General features: G+C 61.7%; 17 protein-coding genes, 1 tRNA gene and 1 other RNA gene. 10 read left to right on the forward strand and 9 right to left on the reverse strand.

Features of this window, described 5'->3' with window-relative positions; all coding sequences use genetic code 11:
- Window positions 1–105 precede the first annotated feature (105 nt).
- The 5 genes from leuA to Q0X21_RS04665 all read left to right on the forward strand — a co-directional run bounded on the left by leuA (window position 106) and on the right by Q0X21_RS04665 (window position 6158).
- Window positions 106–1923: a 2-isopropylmalate synthase gene (gene leuA, locus Q0X21_RS04645; RefSeq protein ID WP_297850599.1), complete on the forward strand. Its 1818-nt coding sequence runs from the start codon at window positions 106–108 to the stop codon at window positions 1921–1923.
- Window positions 1924–1984: 61 nt separating this feature from the next.
- Window positions 1985–2977, forward strand: a complete 993-nt coding sequence (locus Q0X21_RS04650) for a hypothetical protein (RefSeq protein WP_297850600.1) — start codon at window positions 1985–1987, stop codon at window positions 2975–2977.
- Window positions 2971–4074, forward strand: coding sequence for a DNA polymerase III subunit epsilon (locus Q0X21_RS04655; protein ID WP_297850601.1), 1104 nt, complete (start codon window positions 2971–2973; stop codon window positions 4072–4074). Before Q0X21_RS04650 ends, Q0X21_RS04655 begins: the two co-directional genes overlap by 7 nt.
- Before the next feature lie 64 nt (window positions 4075–4138).
- On the forward strand, window positions 4139–5446 hold the full coding sequence (locus tag Q0X21_RS04660) for a MurT ligase domain-containing protein (RefSeq protein ID WP_297850602.1): 1308 nt from the start codon (window positions 4139–4141) through the stop codon (window positions 5444–5446).
- A complete protein-coding gene (locus Q0X21_RS04665) occupies window positions 5439–6158 on the forward strand; it encodes a type 1 glutamine amidotransferase (RefSeq protein WP_297850603.1) in 720 nt (239 codons plus the stop codon). Before Q0X21_RS04660 ends, Q0X21_RS04665 begins: the two co-directional genes overlap by 8 nt.
- An 18-nt stretch (window positions 6159–6176) precedes the next feature.
- Here Q0X21_RS04665 and recR read toward each other — a convergent pair whose 3' ends face one another.
- The 3 genes from recR to Q0X21_RS04680 all read right to left on the reverse strand — a co-directional run bounded on the left by recR (window position 6177) and on the right by Q0X21_RS04680 (window position 9550).
- Window positions 6177–6803, reverse strand: a complete 627-nt coding sequence (gene recR, locus Q0X21_RS04670; RefSeq protein ID WP_297850604.1) for a recombination mediator RecR — start codon at window positions 6801–6803, stop codon at window positions 6177–6179.
- A 9-nt stretch (window positions 6804–6812) separates the two neighbouring features.
- Window positions 6813–7172, reverse strand: a complete 360-nt coding sequence (locus Q0X21_RS04675) for a YbaB/EbfC family nucleoid-associated protein (RefSeq protein ID WP_297850605.1) — start codon at window positions 7170–7172, stop codon at window positions 6813–6815.
- A gap of 92 nt (window positions 7173–7264) precedes the next feature.
- Window positions 7265–9550: a DNA polymerase III subunit gamma and tau gene (locus tag Q0X21_RS04680; RefSeq protein ID WP_297850606.1), complete on the reverse strand. Its 2286-nt coding sequence runs from the start codon at window positions 9548–9550 to the stop codon at window positions 7265–7267.
- Between the two features lie 93 nt (window positions 9551–9643).
- On the opposite strand from Q0X21_RS04680, the gene Q0X21_RS04685 reads away from it, so the two are divergent.
- Window positions 9644–9889: a CopG family transcriptional regulator gene (locus tag Q0X21_RS04685; RefSeq protein ID WP_297850607.1), complete on the forward strand. Its 246-nt coding sequence runs from the start codon at window positions 9644–9646 to the stop codon at window positions 9887–9889.
- A gap of 68 nt (window positions 9890–9957) precedes the next feature.
- Here the strand turns inward: Q0X21_RS04685 and Q0X21_RS04690 are convergent, their stop codons facing one another.
- Window positions 9958–10107 (reverse strand): hypothetical protein, encoded by a 150-nt coding sequence (locus tag Q0X21_RS04690; RefSeq protein WP_297850608.1) that lies wholly within the window; start codon window positions 10105–10107, stop codon window positions 9958–9960.
- Between the two features lie 165 nt (window positions 10108–10272).
- Here Q0X21_RS04690 and Q0X21_RS04695 point away from each other — a divergent pair, with 165 nt between their 5' ends.
- The gene (locus Q0X21_RS04695) at window positions 10273–10467 is read left to right on the forward strand and encodes a hypothetical protein (protein ID WP_297850609.1); all 195 of its coding nucleotides are present in this window, start codon (window positions 10273–10275) and stop codon (window positions 10465–10467) included.
- Between the two features lie 248 nt (window positions 10468–10715).
- On the opposite strand, the gene Q0X21_RS04700 is transcribed toward Q0X21_RS04695, so the two are convergent.
- On the reverse strand, window positions 10716–12107 hold the full coding sequence (locus tag Q0X21_RS04700) for an FtsX-like permease family protein (protein WP_297850610.1): 1392 nt from the start codon (window positions 12105–12107) through the stop codon (window positions 10716–10718).
- Window positions 12104–12784 (reverse strand): ABC transporter ATP-binding protein, encoded by a 681-nt coding sequence (locus Q0X21_RS04705; RefSeq protein WP_297850611.1) that lies wholly within the window; start codon window positions 12782–12784, stop codon window positions 12104–12106. The genes Q0X21_RS04700 and Q0X21_RS04705 overlap by 4 nt, the downstream gene beginning before the upstream one ends.
- Window positions 12785–12875: 91 nt before the next feature.
- On the opposite strand from Q0X21_RS04705, the gene Q0X21_RS04710 reads away from it, so the two are divergent.
- Both Q0X21_RS04710 and Q0X21_RS04715 read left to right on the forward strand, forming a co-directional pair.
- Window positions 12876–13553, forward strand: coding sequence for a sensor histidine kinase (locus Q0X21_RS04710; RefSeq protein ID WP_297850612.1), 678 nt, complete (start codon window positions 12876–12878; stop codon window positions 13551–13553).
- Window positions 13550–14194: a response regulator transcription factor gene (locus Q0X21_RS04715; RefSeq protein WP_297850613.1), complete on the forward strand. Its 645-nt coding sequence runs from the start codon at window positions 13550–13552 to the stop codon at window positions 14192–14194. The genes Q0X21_RS04710 and Q0X21_RS04715 overlap by 4 nt, the downstream gene beginning before the upstream one ends.
- A 14-nt stretch (window positions 14195–14208) precedes the next feature.
- On the opposite strand, the gene Q0X21_RS04720 is transcribed toward Q0X21_RS04715, so the two are convergent.
- From Q0X21_RS04720 to ffs, 3 genes are all read right to left on the reverse strand, one after another.
- A complete protein-coding gene (locus Q0X21_RS04720) occupies window positions 14209–14778 on the reverse strand; it encodes a hypothetical protein (protein ID WP_297850614.1) in 570 nt (189 codons plus the stop codon).
- Window positions 14779–16050 (reverse strand): aminotransferase class I/II-fold pyridoxal phosphate-dependent enzyme, encoded by a 1272-nt coding sequence (locus Q0X21_RS04725; RefSeq protein ID WP_297850615.1) that lies wholly within the window; start codon window positions 16048–16050, stop codon window positions 14779–14781.
- A gap of 89 nt (window positions 16051–16139) precedes the next feature.
- Window positions 16140–16236, reverse strand: an RNA gene (ffs, locus tag Q0X21_RS04730) — signal recognition particle sRNA small type.
- Window positions 16237–16394: 158 nt separating this feature from the next.
- Here ffs and Q0X21_RS04735 point away from each other — a divergent pair.
- Window positions 16395–16480, forward strand: a tRNA-Ser gene (locus tag Q0X21_RS04735).
- Window positions 16481–16744: the final 264 nt, after the last annotated feature.

Genomic DNA, 16744 nt, shown 5'->3' on the forward strand with positions numbered 1-16744 from the left:
GCCAACGTTTCACGGCCGGCGCCCCGTCGCGGAGTTTCGCATGCCGGCCGTGCATTTCTTTTACAGACATCACCCCTAGAACCTCAGCAAAGGATTTTCAAAGCTATGACCCCGTCTGATGCACACATCGCAGCCCCTGCAGAAACTCGCAAGCCGAATGGCCCACGCAACGAAGGCCAGCCCGCATGGAATATGCAGCGCGGCTCATCAATGCCGTTTGAGCGCTACCTGCCGTTTGCTAAAGAGGTAGAAGACATCACGCTGCCGGACCGCACGTGGCCGGACAAGAAGATCACTGTCGCACCGCAGTGGTGCGCGGTGGATCTGCGTGACGGCAACCAGGCGTTGATCGACCCGATGAGCCCAGAGCGCAAGCGTCGCATGTTCAAGCTGCTCGTGGAAATGGGCTACAAGGAGATCGAGGTCGGTTTCCCCTCCGCATCCCAGACGGACTTCGACTTCGTGCGCGAGATCATCGAAGAGAACATGATCCCGGAGGACGTGACCATTCAGGTGCTGGTTCAGGCGCGTGAGCACCTGATCCGCCGCACGTTTGAGGCGTGTGCTGGCGCACCGCGCGTGATCGTGCACTTCTACAATTCCACCTCGAAACTGCAGCGTGAGGTGGTCTTCCGTAAGGACCAAGCCGCGATCAAGAAGCTGGCCACCGATGCCGCTGAGTTGATCAAGACCGTGGCCAAGGACTACCCGGACACCCACTGGCGCTGGGAGTACTCCCCGGAATCCTTCACCGGCACTGAGCTGGACTTCGCCGTCGATGTATGCGACGCAGTCGTAGACATCATGGAGGCAACCCCCGAGGACCCGATGATCATCAACCTGCCGGCCACGGTGGAAATGATCAGCCCGAATGTCTATGCCGATTCGATCGAGTGGATGCACCGCAACTTCAAAAAGCGCGATTCCATCATCTTGTCGCTGCACCCGCACAATGACCGTGGTGAAGGCATCGCGGCAGCGGAGCTCGGATACATGGCTGGTGCTGACCGTATCGAGGGCTGCTTGTTCGGCAATGGCGAGCGCACCGGCAACGTCGACCTGGTCACCCTGGGCCTGAACATGCTGACCCAGGGTGTGGACCCGCAGATTGATTTCTCCGATATCGCAGGCATCCGCGAGACCGTGGAGTACTGCAACCAGCTGCGTGTTCCGGAGCGCCACCCGTACGGCGGCGAGTTGGTGTTCACCGCGTTTTCTGGTTCGCACCAGGACGCGATCAACAAGGGCCTCGACGCACTGGCCCAGAAGGTACGCCCGGATGCCAATTCCACCGATGTTGCTTGGGAAGAGCTGCGCGAAACAGTCTGGGAAGTCCCGTACCTGCCGATCGACCCGAAGGACGTGGGCCGCGACTACGAAGCAGTCATCCGCGTCAATTCCCAGTCCGGCAAGGGCGGCGTCGCTTACATCATGAAGACCGACCACGGCATCAACCTGCCCAAGGAAATGCAGGCAGAGTTCTCCTCCACCGTCCAAGCAATCACGGATTCCGAGGGCGGCGAGGTCAACTCCAAGAACATGTGGGATGTCTTCGCTGGCGAGTATCTGGACTTGGATAACCAGCTTGAGCTGACCAATCTGCACGTCAATGCCGCAGAGAGCGATGACGAGGAATCCACGGTCACCGCCAAGGTTGTCTTTGAGGGCACCGAGCGTGAGATCACCGGCGCGGGCAACGGCCCGATCGCAGCATTCGCGGACGCATTGCGTTCACTGGGCCTGACTTATGAGGTCAAGGACTACCGCCAGCAGGCGCGTACCTCCGGCGGCGATGCTGACGCAGCCTGCTTCATTTACAGCGAAGTCAATGGCTCCACAGCCTGGGGTGTTGGCATTGCAGGGTCCACAACACGTGCCTCGATCAAGGCAATGGTGTCCGCGGTGAACCGTGCACTGGATTAATTTCCCTGTTCAGTACTAATCTTCTCTTGGGATGCACTGCGTTGTTTAAGAGGAGATCAGCATGACTAGGCACGATGCCGCTAGCGGCCACGCTGATCATTCGCCGTACGCACAAAACGTATGGCTTCCTTCAGGCACGCAGCGCACAGTGCTTATCGACGACGCCGCTACCCCCTCCCCCGACGGTACCCCCGCGGCGGTGGAGGTCGGTTTCGACCCGGCTGGTGAGGTCGTGGCGCGTATCGGTGGTGAGTTCCTCGGCGAATTCGATCCTGATACCGCCACGGAACTCGGGCCTTCTCTTCGCTTGTTGGAAAGTCGCGGGATCAGCGCGCTGGCCCACGGTACGTTCACCACGGTGGATGGCCAGCCCGCTGTGATCGTTCACGCTGATCCACTTGGTCCAGCGCGTCACCGTGCGGAAGATCCAGATACCGAGCCGTTCCCGGCTACGGAGTCTTTCGCGGCTGATGAGGAAGCTGAGGCGGCAGCTCGTGCTGCTGATGCGAGTGCCGCTTCTCGCGCGACGGCGTCGCGCAACGCACGGAAGTCGTCCGCTTCGCCTTTGCCGATTGTCGCTGTGCTGGCTTCAGCTTTGACGATCGGTGCAGTCGGTGTGATCGGCTATTCCGTGGGCACAACTGAGAAGGGCCATGACATGACCGCATTCATGCGGTCGAATAATGACACCGCTACGAGCTCTTCTGCTCAGTCCTCTTCGTCGGCAACAAAAGAGAGCACTACGAAGTCCTCCACGCCCGATACGCCCACGTCTTCTGCTGCCTCCGAGCCGTCGGCTCCAACTATCAGTACACACGTCGTGGAAGCACCGTCCGTGCCCGCAGAACCCGTTTATTCAGGACCTGCTACACCAGCCGCGCCCGCTGCACCGCCAGTGGTCCAGGCCCCCGCGCCTACACCGGCACCAGCGCCAGCACCAGCCCCTGCCCCGGCACCAGCACCAGCCCCGGCACCAGCATCTGAGGCACCCGCAGACCGTGACACAGGCAATCAGGCCCCACAACCACAACCGCTTTTCGAGCTCCAATGGTAAATCCCGATAATCGCGACGAGCGCGTAACTACACACCCCTCCCCCGGCGCTAACCCGACCCAGGAATCGGCGCCGCAGGAACCGAACCTGACTGAAAAATTCCCCTTCGCGGCGTTCACAGCTCAGACCACGAATATCCATCCCAGCAGCGGACGGCTGGTCACGCTCGATGGTGTCGCATTCGATGAATCCGGGGTCGTCGGCGAAGAATTCCACGCGGTTTTCAATGTCGGCGGCGATCCGGGCCCACTGCACACGCATGGGGTGCCGCGCAATGATTTCGAGCGCGCTGCGAAATTCTCCCGGCATTTGAAAAAGCTGGATCGCTTCATCGACGGTCGCACCCTCGTTGTTCACGATGCACCGCTGGTGTGGGGTTTTCTCGTGTCTGAGGCGCGCCGCGCGATGAATGCGGCGGCGCGGGCGAATAGGTCACGGAATCGTCGTCAAGGCCGCCGCAGGCAACGCGTGGGGCACGTGCCACGCCCCGAAAAGATCGTGGATACGCTCGCCACCGTGCGCAAACAAGGCGCCGTGCTTATCGACGAACGCCTCGAAGCCGTCGCCTCCCTTTCCGGCGTGGTTGTTCCTCCCGCACAAGCATCGGTTGAGCGAGCCGCACGCCCGGAGGAAGAGACCTCTCGTGAGCGCACCTTGGCCCTTGTCAGCCTCTACTTGGCGCTCGAGCAAGCGGGCCCGTTGGCGCACCGCACCCCCGATGAGCTCGCCCCCGACCGGTTCGGGCTGCAGCGTTCCCGCATCCGCGTCGATGCTGAAAAAGCTGCCGCACAACACGGCAACCCCGGCCAATTCACCGACAAATCGGGCTTGCGCGCCGGCATGGAAATCGTGGTGTCTGATGACATTCGGGCTGAGCATGATGAGCTGATCGAAGCGATCCTCGAACTGGAAATGACCTACGCGGAAAAGCTCACCCGCGAGACCTCCCTAGTTGTCACGAATGCCACCGGCGACCCCGATGACCTGCGCGGCAAGGCAATGCATGCGCAACGCAAGGGCATTCCGCTACTGAGTGATGAGCAATTCCTCGATGCCGTGCGCTCTGAACGCGAAGTACGTGCGGCGCGCAACGCTTAAAGCACAGGCTTCAACCGCTTGTTCTTGTGCGAACTGCACGTATTGATGAACTAGGGTTTAGCCCATGAATTCAAGCACAACCGGTCCGAATGGCCGGGCGGGCAAGGCAGGCCTGCTGAAGCGTCTGCGCAGTACAACAGCCGTAACTGCAGCGAAATTGGCCACGAAGGCCTCGCGCGCAACCGGACGCGGCGCTGGTGGCATGATCGGCGGTCTCATCGCCGGTGCGATCGACCCTGGCATTCTTGAACGCCTCGGCGGCGGGCGCCCTGCAGTGCTGGTCACTGGCACGAACGGCAAGTCCACCACGACCCGCATGCTCGCTGGCGCAATCGAAACGACGCACACTGTTGCCACCAATGAAGGTGGCGACAACATGGACGCTGGCATTATCTCCGCGCTCCTCGCCGGCGAAAAGGCCTCGCACGTAGTCCTCGAGGTCGATGAACTGCACGTCCCCTCCGTGGCCGACAAACTCAATCCGACGGCTCTCGTCTTGCTCAACCTCACGCGCGATCAGCTCGACCGCGTGGGTGAGATCAACTCCATCGAGCGCGCCCTGCGCGGCACGGTTGAAGCGCATCCGGACATGACCGTCATCGCAAATTGCGACGATGTCCTAGTCACCTCCGTTGCCTTCGACGCACCCAATGTCGTGTGGGTTTCTGCCGGTCCGGGTTGGGTCGGCGATTCCGTGTCCAACCCTCGCGGCAGCGGCCACATCGTGCGCACCGATGATGACTGGTACGCCACCAAACCGCTTGCCGACGGCCGCGAGTTCCGCCGCCCCACCCCCCAGTGGACCGTCACCGATGAGGGGCTGACCGGCCCCGATGGCACCACAGTCCCGCTGAATCTCGCGCTGCCCGGCCGCGCCAACCGCGGCAATGCGGCGCAGGCAATCGCGGCGGCGGTGGAGGCTTTCGGCGTCGATAAGCAAGCTGCTCTTGAAGCCGCTGAGCGTGTCGACGATGTCGCCGGACGCTACACCACCATCTCCTGGAATGGCCGCGAGGTGCACCTGCTTTTAGCGAAGAATCCCGCCGGCTGGCAAGAAGCATTGTCCATGGTTGACCGCGAGGCTGATGGCCTGGTCATCGCCGTGAACGGCCAGGAAGGCGACGGCGCTGACCTGTCGTGGCTGTGGGATGTCCGCTTCGAAGAATTCGAAAATATTGCGGTCAAAGCTTCCGGCGAGCGTGGCACTGACCTTGCTGTCCGTCTGCTCTACGCCGGAATTGAACACGAGCTCATTCACGATCCGCTCAAGGCTATCGCCGCGTGCCCGCCCGGACGCGTTGAGGTGCTGGCGAATTACACCGCGCTACTCAATTTGAAGAATGCGCTGGCTAAGGAGGTCTCCCATGGCTAATGCGATCACGATCGGCCTGATTCTCCCCGACGTACTGGGCACCTACGGCGACGACGGCAACGCGCTTGTCCTGCGTGGTCGTGCTCGCATGCGTGGCATTGATGCGGAGATCCTGCCCATCAAGCTCGGCGAAGCGGTCCCTGAAGACCTGTCCGCCTACACGCTTGGCGGTGGCGAGGACAGCGCGCAAGTGCTCGCCGCGGAGCACCTCATCGCCGACAAGGGCCTTGCCCGCGCCGCTGCGAACGGTCGCCCGATTTTCGCTGTATGCGCCGGCCTTCAGGTCCTCGGCGAAAGCTTCCGCGCCCACGGCAAAGAAGTCGCGGGGCTTGGACTTATCGACGCTACAACCACCCCCCTTCCTTCCCGCGCCATCGGCGAGGTCACCTCGAATCCAACGAAAGCCGGGATCACCCAAGAACTGACACAGCCGCTGTCAGGGTTTGAAAATCACCTGGGTGGCACTGTGCTGGGTGCTGACGCTTCCCCGCTGGGATCAGTCACCACTGGTCACGGTAACGGTGAAGGGAGCGCCGAGGGTGCTGTGCAAGGCAGTGTGATTGCTACCTACATGCATGGTCCGGCACTTGCCCGGAACCCCGAGCTGGCCGATCTGATTCTGGCTCAAGCCATGGGCATTTCCTTGGCTGATCTTGAGCCGTTGGAACTGCCCGTCATTGATCGCCTGCGCCTCGAGCGCATGGGGCGTTAAAGCCTTGAGAAAGAGCCGTTAGAGCTGCAGCCGTCCCGTCAATGCGCGGGACAAGGTCAGCTCATCAACGAACTCCAAATCGCCGCCAAGCGGCATACCGGACGCCAAACGTGATGTGGTCAGGTCCGGGAAATCTTTGAGCAACCGCGCCAAATATGACGCGGTGGCTTCGCCCTCAGTGTCAGGATCCGTCGCCAGAATGACCTCATGGATCTCTGGGGACTCCTCGCCCTCTCGGTCCGGCAGTACACCGCCGATGCGTTGGAGCAGCGAAGAAATCGTCAGATCTTTAGGTCCCACGTTGGCCAAGGGGTCAAGCGCCCCGCCGAGCACGTGGTAGCGCCCCGAGTATTCACCCGTGCGCTCAATGACCTGGATGTCTTTGGCGTCCTCAACGACACAGATCAAGCCGGCGTCCCGGCCACTGTCTGCACAAACACGGCAGACTTCATCCCGCGAAACGTTGTTGCAGATCCGGCAGAACGTCACGCCGTCACGCACAGCACCAAGCGCGCTGCGGAGGCGATCAATATCCTCCGGATCTGTTTTTAGCAGGTGGAACGCGATGCGCTGAGCGCTTTTCGGCCCCACCCCGGGGAGGCGGGAGAATTCGTCGATGAGGTCCTGAAGAGGGCCTTCAAACATAGAGCGGGTTTAGTTTCCGCCGAACATCTGGCTGAACTCGTTGCCCTCACCCGGGCCCTGCTGAGTCAGCGGACCGATCTTCTCCTGAGCCAGCTGACCAGCCTTGGTGTGAGCATCACGGTAAGCAGCGAGGATGAGGTCCTGGAGGGTCTCCACATCGTTCGGGTCCACAGCCTCCGGCTTAATGGACAGGTCCTTGATCTCTGCGCCACCGGTCATGGTGATGTTCACCAGACCGCCACCAGCGGAGCCCTCAACGGTCGCAGCGAGGATCTCTTCCTGCGCACGCTGGATCTGCGCCTGGACCTCGGTGGCCTGGCGGATGAGTTCCTGCATATCGGGCATGCCGTTCTGATCTGGCTGAGTCATGGTCATTGACCTTTCTTGAACGTTTGTAACAGTGTCTTTATCACGCAACCGGTCGGTGCCGACCGCGTCCTTGAACTAGTGTACCGAGTCGCTTAAAGCGGCCGCGCCCCCAGTTCGTCGGCAAGCAATTCCATCGCTACTTCGGTAGGACTGCGACGGTCGAACGTGCCTGCTTCCTGGGATTGGTCGACCATGTCGCGTTCTTCATCTTCACGCGTATACGGTGCCGGCGCTTCCTCCGCTGGTGGCTCGTCCTCCGGTTCCGGTGGCAGTGGCACCCCACTGCTGAAGCTCGTCGACTCACCAAAACCAGTCTTCGGCCCGGCCGTCGGCTGGGCATTTGCTGGAGCAGCCACGGCACGATTCTGCGCCCCGCTCACAACCCCAGCTGCACCCGCTGCCGCTGCCGCCGCGGCTGCTGCAGCTGCCGGCCCGGACGCGACAGGCGGCTCCGGCGTCACGGCAGCATTAGCGTTATCTACGGAGCCGTCACTCGTCGGCATCGGCTCCTCCGCTTCAGTCCCGTCAGCCGCGTGCGGATCCTCAGCCGATCCGGCTGGCTCACCGTCATCCGGGGAACCGTGCTCCGGTTGCGCTTCTGGCTCCGACTGTTCCTGTTCACGCGGCGGGCTCCACGCCTGCGGCGCACGAGCAGGGGCTTCAAAGCCCGCGACTTTTGGGTCCGTGCCCACCACACAACGCACCCCGACCTCGGTGCCAAGCTTCTCCGTCAGGACGGCAGCAATGTCGTCGTTGTTGTGCTTCGAGTTGATGCTGTTCGCCAGCGCACCAGTGTTATGGCCAACGACCAGCGTCGTCCCATCCATACCCAGCGGCTTGGCCTCAGTGAGCATGATCTCCGCGACCTTATTGCGCTCACCCACCGACTGCCGCAGCGTGATCCACTCCTTATGGATCCGCTCCATCAACGCATCAGCATCAACAGTGCTGTCCGGCTCGCCGGACTCCCCCGCATTCGCCTGGCTACCTTCAGTCTCCTGCATTGCCGGTGCTTCCCGTTCAGCCGGCTCAGGCTGCTCCGATTGCGCCTGCCGCGGGGGCTGCTCCGGCTGGGGGCGTTGGGCCTGCTCGCGGGCAGGCTTCGGAGCCTCACGCGGTGCGGGCGTGGACTGGGAAGTCACATTCGCAGTGGCCTGCACAGCGGCGGCAGCAGCAAGTGCGGCAGCGGCGCCACGGGGCTTGTCCCCCACGCCGGTGGCCGAAGCTGTTGCGTCCTGAATCTCAGTCAGGCCAGATGCCGCGGCGACAGGTGCCTGCGCGCCCGATGCCACACCAAGCAGGTGCGCCATCATGATCTCCAGCAACAGACGCGGGGACGTTGCACCGCGCAAAGACATGATCCGCTCATTGACCTCAGTAGCCAGGGCAGCGAGCTGATTGCCTGAGAATTTATCGGCCTCAGCAGCGAGAATCTCAGCGCGGTCAGTCGGGGCATCGACAAGCCCCTGACCGAAAGCATCCGGGACAGCGTGAATGATCATCAGGTCACGCAGACGGTCCAGCAGATCAATCGCGAAACGGCGCGGCTCATGGCCCGCCTCAATCACATCATCAACGGCCTTGAACAATGCGGCGGCGTCGCGGGCGGCGAGGGCGTCCACAGTGGCGTCGATAAGCGAAAGGTCCGTGACCCCAAGCAACGGCAACGCAAGCTCGTACGTCAGCCCGTCGGGGCCGGCGCCCGCGAGCAACTGGTCGAGGATCGACAGCGTGTCACGCGGCGAACCGCCACCAGCGCGGATGACCAGCGGGTAGACATTCTCGTCGACCGTGACACCTTCCGCGGCGACCGTGCGCTCGACGAGCTGGCGCATTGCCTGCGGGGTGAGCAGGCGGAACGGGTAATGGTGAGTGCGCGAACGGATCGTGCCAATGATTTTCTCCGGCTCCGTCGTCGCAAAAATGAACACGAGGTGCTCCGGTGGCTCCTCTACGATCTTCAGCAAAGCGTTCGCACCCGCGCCCGTGATCATGTGGGCCTCATCGATAATGAACACGCGGTAGCGCGATTCCGCCGGCGCGAAATACGCACGTTCACGCAGCTCACGCATCTCGTCGACGCCACCGTTCGACGCAGCGTCCATCTCAGTGACGTCCAGGTTGCCCGGCCCACCCGGCGCGAGCGCCACACACGATGGGCACACGCCACACGGCGTCGACGTCGGGCCCTCGACGCAGTTCAGTGAACGCGCCAAAATGCGTGCCGACGACGTCTTACCCGTCCCCCTCGGCCCCGAGAACAAATAAGCGTGATTGACGCGCCCATTGTCCAGCGCTGTGGACAGCGGGCGGGTCACCTGCTCCTGCCCAATCATCTCGGCGAACGAGGCTGGGCGATACTTCCGGTACAAAGCCACGGTTTCACCCTACTAGGCACCCGCGACACCCACCGTGGGTCTATCCGTAAGCGGGCATTGCCAGCGCAGATATTTTCGTTATACGGTATTGACATGCCTGTGAACGCCAGCCAAGAACAGCTCGACGCTTGGGTCGCCGAAGCCGAGATCGGCTACGACCCAGAGCTCCTGAAGAAGCGCGGCCGCGGGCGCCCGGGACGGGGATCAACTCCCGCACAGGTCGTCGCTGTCCGCCTCACCGACGACGAACTGAAAGCACTCGACGATCTCGCCACCGAGAAGAACATGACCCGGTCCGAGATCATCCGCCAAGCGATCGGCGCCTTCACCGCGGCATGAGATACGCGAAGTCCGCCACCAAACATGGCATCACCACAGCTGATGGCATTCAGGCGGCTTCCAACCCCTTATGGATCGAGCCACTCGACGATGAAACGACTCAGTGGAGAGAGTTGAGACTTGACTTCGGACACCATGCCCGGCTCCTTGAGACAGTCGTCGTAGTCGCAGCAGACGGTGACGAGCTGCCCATCCACTCCATGAAAGCCCGCCCCCAATATTCGCGGCTCCTCGAATAAAGCTCGGCCCCGCCCCCCTGGTCCAGGCTTAAAGCAGTTCCGTCAATAGTCAGTGGATTGAATCGTTCGCCGCATAATTGAATTAGGATCAACATGCGGTAATCAGAATGCAAAGAACGCAGAGCTGGGACAGGGATGGTGGCGATGAACACGTTCACAGTGACCGCCGAGCGCCGCACCAGCGGTGTGTGGGTTCTGGAATGCACAGAGCTCGGAGTGGTCTCGCAGACGAGCCGGTTGGACCGCGCCGAAGATGAAGTGATCGAAGCGCTCGCGTACCAGTCGGGGCTAGCGCCGTCCGAGTTCGACGTCGAGGTAGTTCCGATGCTTCCCGGCTAGATCGAGACGTTTAGGGACCACACGGAGCGGACGAACGAGAAGGCTGCAGCCTCTACCCGCACAGTCACGGCGCAGGATCATACGGTGATTGCGCTATGAATCCCCATGAATCCCTCTGCATGGACTCCCCACCATGAACTAACCCGCATCAACCGTGTAGTCGAGCAGTTTCTTTCAATTCCGCCGAAGGTTCACTCAGTCCATGCGGTTTAGTCCATGAAGATCAGTCCATGCGCAGCAGCGAAGCACTAGTCGTTGAGGCGGCCGGTCTCAGCCAGCACGCGCTCGCGGAGTTTGCCCGTGGCGGCAACGGCGGCAATGCAGCCGGCGAGAACAAGCGCGATCAGGGCGGCGAAGAGAGTGAGCTGAGGTAGTACGTCGACGGGAACGGTGACCAAGACGAAGCCCAGCAGGTTGCCCATGCCGAAGCCCAACAGTGTGACCAGCACCATTGGCACGCCGATCTCCCGGATGGCCACGGAGGTGTGGTACTTCGCGGGCGCACCAACGAAGTAGAGAGACTTGGTCAGCTGCTTCTGCTCTACCACTGCCAACGCCTGGGTGAGCAGTGTGGAGGCGACGAGGAGGATGGCACCAAAGATCGCAGTGAGGGCCACTCCTGTGGGAATATCGCCGGTGATCATATTTAGGGCCGGGTCTGCGTCGATTTCTGGGATGGCAGAGATCCAGCTACTGATACCAGCAGTGAATGCAAGGAAATACAGCGCTGCGACACGCTTCCACGTCGTTCTTGCACCACGTCCGACGCGCCGTGTGGCCACGTAGTTAGCGGGACCAGGAAGCAGGTAGCTGAATCGGGCGATCAACTGGATCACACCGACGGCGATGAGAGCGTTGACCATTAATACGCCGGCAACGACGACGAGCAGCAGGATGAAGTCCGTGGCATTGGCGCCCGGCGCGATCGTTAATGTGCTCAAGTAGCGGTACAGGGCAAAAACTGCCACAAGCGAGATGACCAGAGTGATCACGCTTTGCCCCTTTGGCGGGATCTTCTTGGTCACTCCCAGCGGGGTAACAGCCACACGGCGCAGGGCGAGCCAGACAGACGCTGCGGCCAAAACGAGCACCACGAGCCAGGCAACAGGCACGATCCACCAGGTGAACATCTCCCATGTGCCGATGCGCTTTTCTTGGAAGGTCAGCAGCGACCATGCAGGAACACTGACCAGGTACAGCACAGTGCCAATGCCAAGGCCGACGAATGCCTGGCGCAACGCATCGAGAATCATCATTCCGCGCACTTGGCCGGAGGTCGCGCCGATCAGGCGCAGAATCGCCAACTGTTCTTCACGCCCACCGAGATTCGCACGCGCAGCCTGAGTAAGCAGGCCGAGCAAGGTTGGCACCACCAGCAATGATGCGAAGAGAGCAAGGAAGACGTAGCTCAACGTAAGTAGGCCGCCGAGGTCTGCGTCGATCGCCCTCACCGCCTCATGCGGGTGCCACATGCGTTGCGCGAACATCCACGTTCCGGCAGCCAGGGTGCACAGGATCCAGGTGGACACCGAGAATGCCACGAGCGACAAGGCACGGACCCAACGTTCGCCGGTCTGGCGTTGTGCGCGCCCCTCTGCGGTGGAGGACTGCGCAGCGGTCATCAGTGTCATCGCGCTCATGCCTGCACCGCCTTCGCAGCACCCTCAGAGTGGATAAGGCCATCGCGGATCTCGATCCTGCGGTCGCACCATTGGGCGATCTTCGGGTCGTGGGTGACCAGCACGAGCGTCACTCCGAATTTTTGTGCAACAGCAGTGATCTGCTGCATCACCTCGTGGCCGGTGGCCTGGTCGAGAGCGGCGGTCGGCTCGTCGGCAAAGACCACCGACGGCGGCCCGGCCAGGGCACGCGCAATCGCTACACGCTGGCTCTGCCCGCCGGAGAGCTGCCCCGGGAAGCGATTCACAAAATCCCCCAGGCCCAGACGGGTGAGCATGTCAGCGGCTTCCGTGTGGGCCTTCGAACGGGACTCGCCACGCATGATCTGCGGCAGTGCCACGTTCTCCTTCGCGGTCAGCTCAGGAAGGAGCTGGCCGTCCTGGAAGATGAAGCCGAAGTGGTCGAGGCGGAGTTGGGAGCGGGTGGCGTCGTTAAGCGATGCAATGTCGCGTCCGTTGAAGCGGACCTCGCCGTGATCGGGGACGAGCACGCCAGACATGCAGTGGAGCAATGTCGATTTGCCGGAGCCGGACGGGCCCATGATCGCGACGGATTCGCCGGGCTCGATATTCAGGCTGATGCCTTCGAGGACCCGTTGCTGGGTGAATGATTTGGTGATGTCGTTCAGTTCAAGCATGGTTCCATTTCACCGCCTGCTGCGCGTGGCCACCATGGCGCAGGCTCCCAAATACGGGTAGTGCTAGCACTACCCCGCTACCCTCGTGTGCATGTGGCGGAAGAAGAACCACGAGGCTGAGGCCGCGCGAGCAATTCACCAGCTCACGGCGTCCCGGCGCAAGATTGCGGAAGCATACGAGATCGAACGCCTGCGCATTGAGCGCGACCTGCACGATGGCGCGCAGCAGTACTTCGTGGCGGCAGCGATGAAGCTCGGCGAGGCACAGCTTGAGACCAATTCACCGCTTCTCGACGCCGCTGCCCACGACCTCAAAAACGGCCTCGACGCCCTCCGCCGCACTGTGCACGGCATTCACCCGCGCGAGCTCACCGACCGCGGACTCGTCGAAGCCGTCGAAACTGCCGCCGCAAAATACGGGCCGCACGTCACCGTCCGTGCCCCGCACGCGCTTCCGCTTATCGACGATTCCGTCCTCGCCGCCGCATATTTCTTCACCTCCGAGGCCCTGACCAATGCCGCGAAGCACGCCCCTGGCGCCCCCGTCAGTGTGCTAATCACCTGCGATCACACCCTCAATATCGCAGTCACTGACTCCGGCGACGGTGGGGCCTGCTTCATTTCGGGCGGAGGGCTCGATGGCATGCGTGAACGCATCGCTGCATTCGGCGGGTCAATAGAAGTGCATTCACCCCACGGTGGACCTACCACCGTCACAGCGCGGATACCGTTGCTGCTGTACCGAGGAGAAAGTGGACTAGCACCATGAAGATCGTGATCGCTGATGACTCCGCCCTACTGCGTGAAGGGGTTGCGGGCCTGCTGACCCGACGCGGCCACGAGGTCGCCGGGCAGGTCGGTAACGCAGATGCCCTGCCCGGTGCCGTGGCACAGCACTCTCCAGACCTGGTGATCACCGATGTCCGCATGCCGCCCAAAATGCGCGATGATGGGCTTCAAGCAGCCTTGAAGCTGCGCGAGCAAGGCCCTGTCAATGTGCTCGTCCTATCCCAATATGTGGCACCTGCCTATGCCCGCGAATTGTTCTCCGGCGGCGACGGTGGCACCGGCTACCTGCTCAAAGACCGCGTCGCTGAGGTGAAAGACTTCGTCCAGGCCTGTGAGACTGTAGCTAGCGGTGGCGTGGTCATCGACCCGGACGTCGCCAGCGAACTCATGGCCGCCAGCTCACGTTGGCTGACCACCCTCACCCCACGCGAACGAGAGGTCCTCGAGCTCATGGCCGAAGGCCTATCCAATGCTGAGATCGCTGAGAAGCTCTATTTCTCCGGCGCCGCTGTGGCTAAACATGTGTCCAGCATCTTCGCCAAACTCGGACTCACACCGGATGAGGAGAACCGTCGCGTCCGTGCGATCTTGATGTACCTGTCAGAGCGCGGAATCAGCTAGCACCCTGGGGCGGCCTACTCGCGGACCCAGTCCCCGATGTTCGTCTGCCGGCGGTGCAGGCGTCGCTCCAACACATCGATCCCCTGCTCAGAGGCGATCTCGTATTCATCGTCGGTGAGCAACACCAGCTCCAGCAGCAGAGTCATGCGTGCCGGAGCATCATCAGTAGCTGGCTCATTGACCAGGGGCGTTCCACGATCAAAGATCTGCGGCTCACGCAGCAGACCATGATGGACAGACAGTGCTGGATCATCGACCAACCCCGGCAGCGCTGTGCCTGGCTGACCCGGAATGCCGGCGTTGACCAGTGTGTTCCACGCGCCAGCGACAGCCATCACGCGCTGCTGTGGGGTCGCGCCTTCCGCGGCGCAGATGATCTCACAGCGCACCTCGGTCACAGCACCAGCATCGGGTGTGCCAACCGCCGGGTCATCAACGACAAGACCACTGTCGATCTGGCTGAACCCCACGCTGACAGCTGCGGGGAGCACCGGTGCAACACCAATGGTCATGCCGTTGACATCGAGGAGGTCCATGGGGCCGCAGACGTCGGCAAGCCAGGCGTGTGTTTCCTGCGGTGTCACTTACTTCTCGAGCTTCTCCAACGCAGCGAGCAGTACGCAGGTGGCAACGCCGTCCATAGCGGTGCGGACTTCGTCGATAGGCGGCAGCGACGGCGCAAGTCGGATGTTGCGGTCATTCGGATCCTCGCCCTTCGGGAAGGCGGAACCAGCCTTAGTCAGGGTGATGCCAGCTTCACGAGCGAGTTCCCACACGCGGGTAGCGGTGCCGTCAACAACATCGAGCGAGATGAAGTAGCCACCCGCCGGGGTGGTCCAATGCGCGACTTCGTACTCGCCGAGACGGTTCTGCAGGATCTCCAAAACAGCGTCGAATTTCGGCTTGAGGATCTGCGCGTGCTTCTGCATCAGTGCGCGCACGCCATCGGCATCGCCGAAGAGCTTCGCATGTGCCAGCTGGTTGATCTTGTTTGGGCCGATACCGCGGATGCCAGCGACGGAGGCGTACCAGTCAAGGTTCTCAGTCGAGGCAGCGAGAAACGCCACGCCAGCGCCCGCGTGCGTGATCTTGGAGGTGGAGCTGAGCACCCAGAAGCGGTTCGGGTTGCCGGCCTCTGCGGAAATCCCAAGCACGTCAATGATCGGTGGGAACTCTTCGGTGAGGGTGTGGATGGCGTATGCGTTGTCCCACACGATGCGGAAGTCCGGCGCTGCAGTCTCCATCGCTGCGAGCTTTCGCACGACCTCCTCGGTGGCGGTCACGCCAGACGGGTTAGCGAACATCGGCACAACCCACATGCCCTTCACCGACGGGTCCTTGACCAGCTCAGCAACAGCGTCCACGTCAGGGCCGTCCTCAAGCATCGGGACGGTGATCATTTCAAAGCCGAACTTCTCCGTGATGGCGAAGTGGCGGTCATAGCCCGGCACCGGGCAGATCCACTTGATCGTCTCCTCAGCACTCCACGGACGCTCAGAGTCATTGTTTCCGAACGTATACGACCAGTTGACCAGGTCAAACATGATGTTCAGCGAGGAGGAATCCTCCGCGTACAGGTTGTCCACCGGCACGCCGATGACCTCGCCCCAGATTTCGCGGATGTCCTTGATGCCTTTGAGGTTGCCGTAGTTGCGCACATCCGTGCCGGTGGCATCCACATAGTTGCCCTTGCCAGGTAGCTCGAGCAGGTCGTTGCTCAAGTCCAGCTGCTCTGCCGCGGGCTTGCCTCGCGTCAGGTCAAGGTTCAGGTTGCGCTCTTTGAGCGTTTCGTATTCCGCGCGCACCTTCGTGGCGAGTTCTTCGCGGCCAGCGGTGTCCAGATCGAGCAGGGACATGGTGGGATCACTTCCTTTAAGGAGTGGATGTATTTACGCCGCCCAGAGTACCTGTGCTCTGTTCCCGCGGCCCCACCGCATCCGGACAAAATAAAGGGACCCCACGCACCTGCCAGAGCTCGTTGACCCTTGCTGCGTTCCCGCCCTGGGGGAGTTCACAAGATAAACACCGCGTGAGATCCTGCGCGCAAGTCTAGTAGCTTGCGGCAACCAGTTCAAAAACCACGCATTTTGCTTATCGACGCCCCACCCCACCACCAATTTTGTCCCCACCCATCCTTCCGCTAAAGTACTTTCTCGACGCGTTCTGCTGGTTCGCCTGCAGAACAACAAAATGCGTCGCTGGAGGATTCGACTAGCGGCCTATGTCACACGCCTGGAACGCGTGCGGGTTTCACGACCCTCGTGGGTTCAAATCCCACATCCTCCGCAATGTCCCCCAGTCCACACATAAGGGCTGGGGGAAATTTTTGTTTCGGCCCGGCGCCTGCCCCACCTTCTCCCGCTCGAGCAAGCCCCCACCAACAACCGCGCCCACGCGACACTGCACAGCTACGCAGAGACGCGCCTCAATCGCGCGAGTGAATCTGTTTACATTTCACGCCGGTTGCTTGACAGGCCCAACTGTTTAACCAGCCGGTTTACGTTCGTCCATATTTTTACATGCAAACAGATTCACCCGCCCCACGGTTAC

Source organism: uncultured Corynebacterium sp. (assembly GCF_947253065.1).
Lineage (GTDB): Bacteria > Actinomycetota > Actinomycetes > Mycobacteriales > Mycobacteriaceae > Corynebacterium.

Bases quoted from the DNA above. Each gene is read 5' to 3' on its own strand.
- leuA (WP_297850599.1), top strand. From the start codon at position 106: ATGACCCCGTCTGATGCACACATCGCAGCCCCTGCAGAAACTCGCAAG.
- Q0X21_RS04650 (WP_297850600.1), top strand. From the start codon at position 1,985: ATGACTAGGCACGATGCCGCTAGCGGCCACGCTGATCATTCGCCGTAC.
- Q0X21_RS04665 (WP_297850603.1), top strand. From the start codon at position 5,439: ATGGCTAATGCGATCACGATCGGCCTGATTCTCCCCGACGTACTGGGC.
- Q0X21_RS04655 (WP_297850601.1), top strand. From the start codon at position 2,971: ATGGTAAATCCCGATAATCGCGACGAGCGCGTAACTACACACCCCTCC.
- Q0X21_RS04685 (WP_297850607.1), top strand. From the start codon at position 9,644: ATGCCTGTGAACGCCAGCCAAGAACAGCTCGACGCTTGGGTCGCCGAA.
- Q0X21_RS04695 (WP_297850609.1), top strand. From the start codon at position 10,273: ATGAACACGTTCACAGTGACCGCCGAGCGCCGCACCAGCGGTGTGTGG.
- recR (WP_297850604.1), bottom strand. From the start codon at position 6,803: ATGTTTGAAGGCCCTCTTCAGGACCTCATCGACGAATTCTCCCGCCTC.
- Q0X21_RS04660 (WP_297850602.1), top strand. From the start codon at position 4,139: ATGAATTCAAGCACAACCGGTCCGAATGGCCGGGCGGGCAAGGCAGGC.
- Q0X21_RS04715 (WP_297850613.1), top strand. From the start codon at position 13,550: ATGAAGATCGTGATCGCTGATGACTCCGCCCTACTGCGTGAAGGGGTT.
- Q0X21_RS04700 (WP_297850610.1), bottom strand. From the start codon at position 12,107: ATGAGCGCGATGACACTGATGACCGCTGCGCAGTCCTCCACCGCAGAG.
- Q0X21_RS04710 (WP_297850612.1), top strand. From the start codon at position 12,876: ATGTGGCGGAAGAAGAACCACGAGGCTGAGGCCGCGCGAGCAATTCAC.
- Q0X21_RS04705 (WP_297850611.1), bottom strand. From the start codon at position 12,784: ATGCTTGAACTGAACGACATCACCAAATCATTCACCCAGCAACGGGTC.
- Q0X21_RS04725 (WP_297850615.1), bottom strand. From the start codon at position 16,050: ATGTCCCTGCTCGATCTGGACACCGCTGGCCGCGAAGAACTCGCCACG.
- Q0X21_RS04675 (WP_297850605.1), bottom strand. From the start codon at position 7,172: ATGACTCAGCCAGATCAGAACGGCATGCCCGATATGCAGGAACTCATC.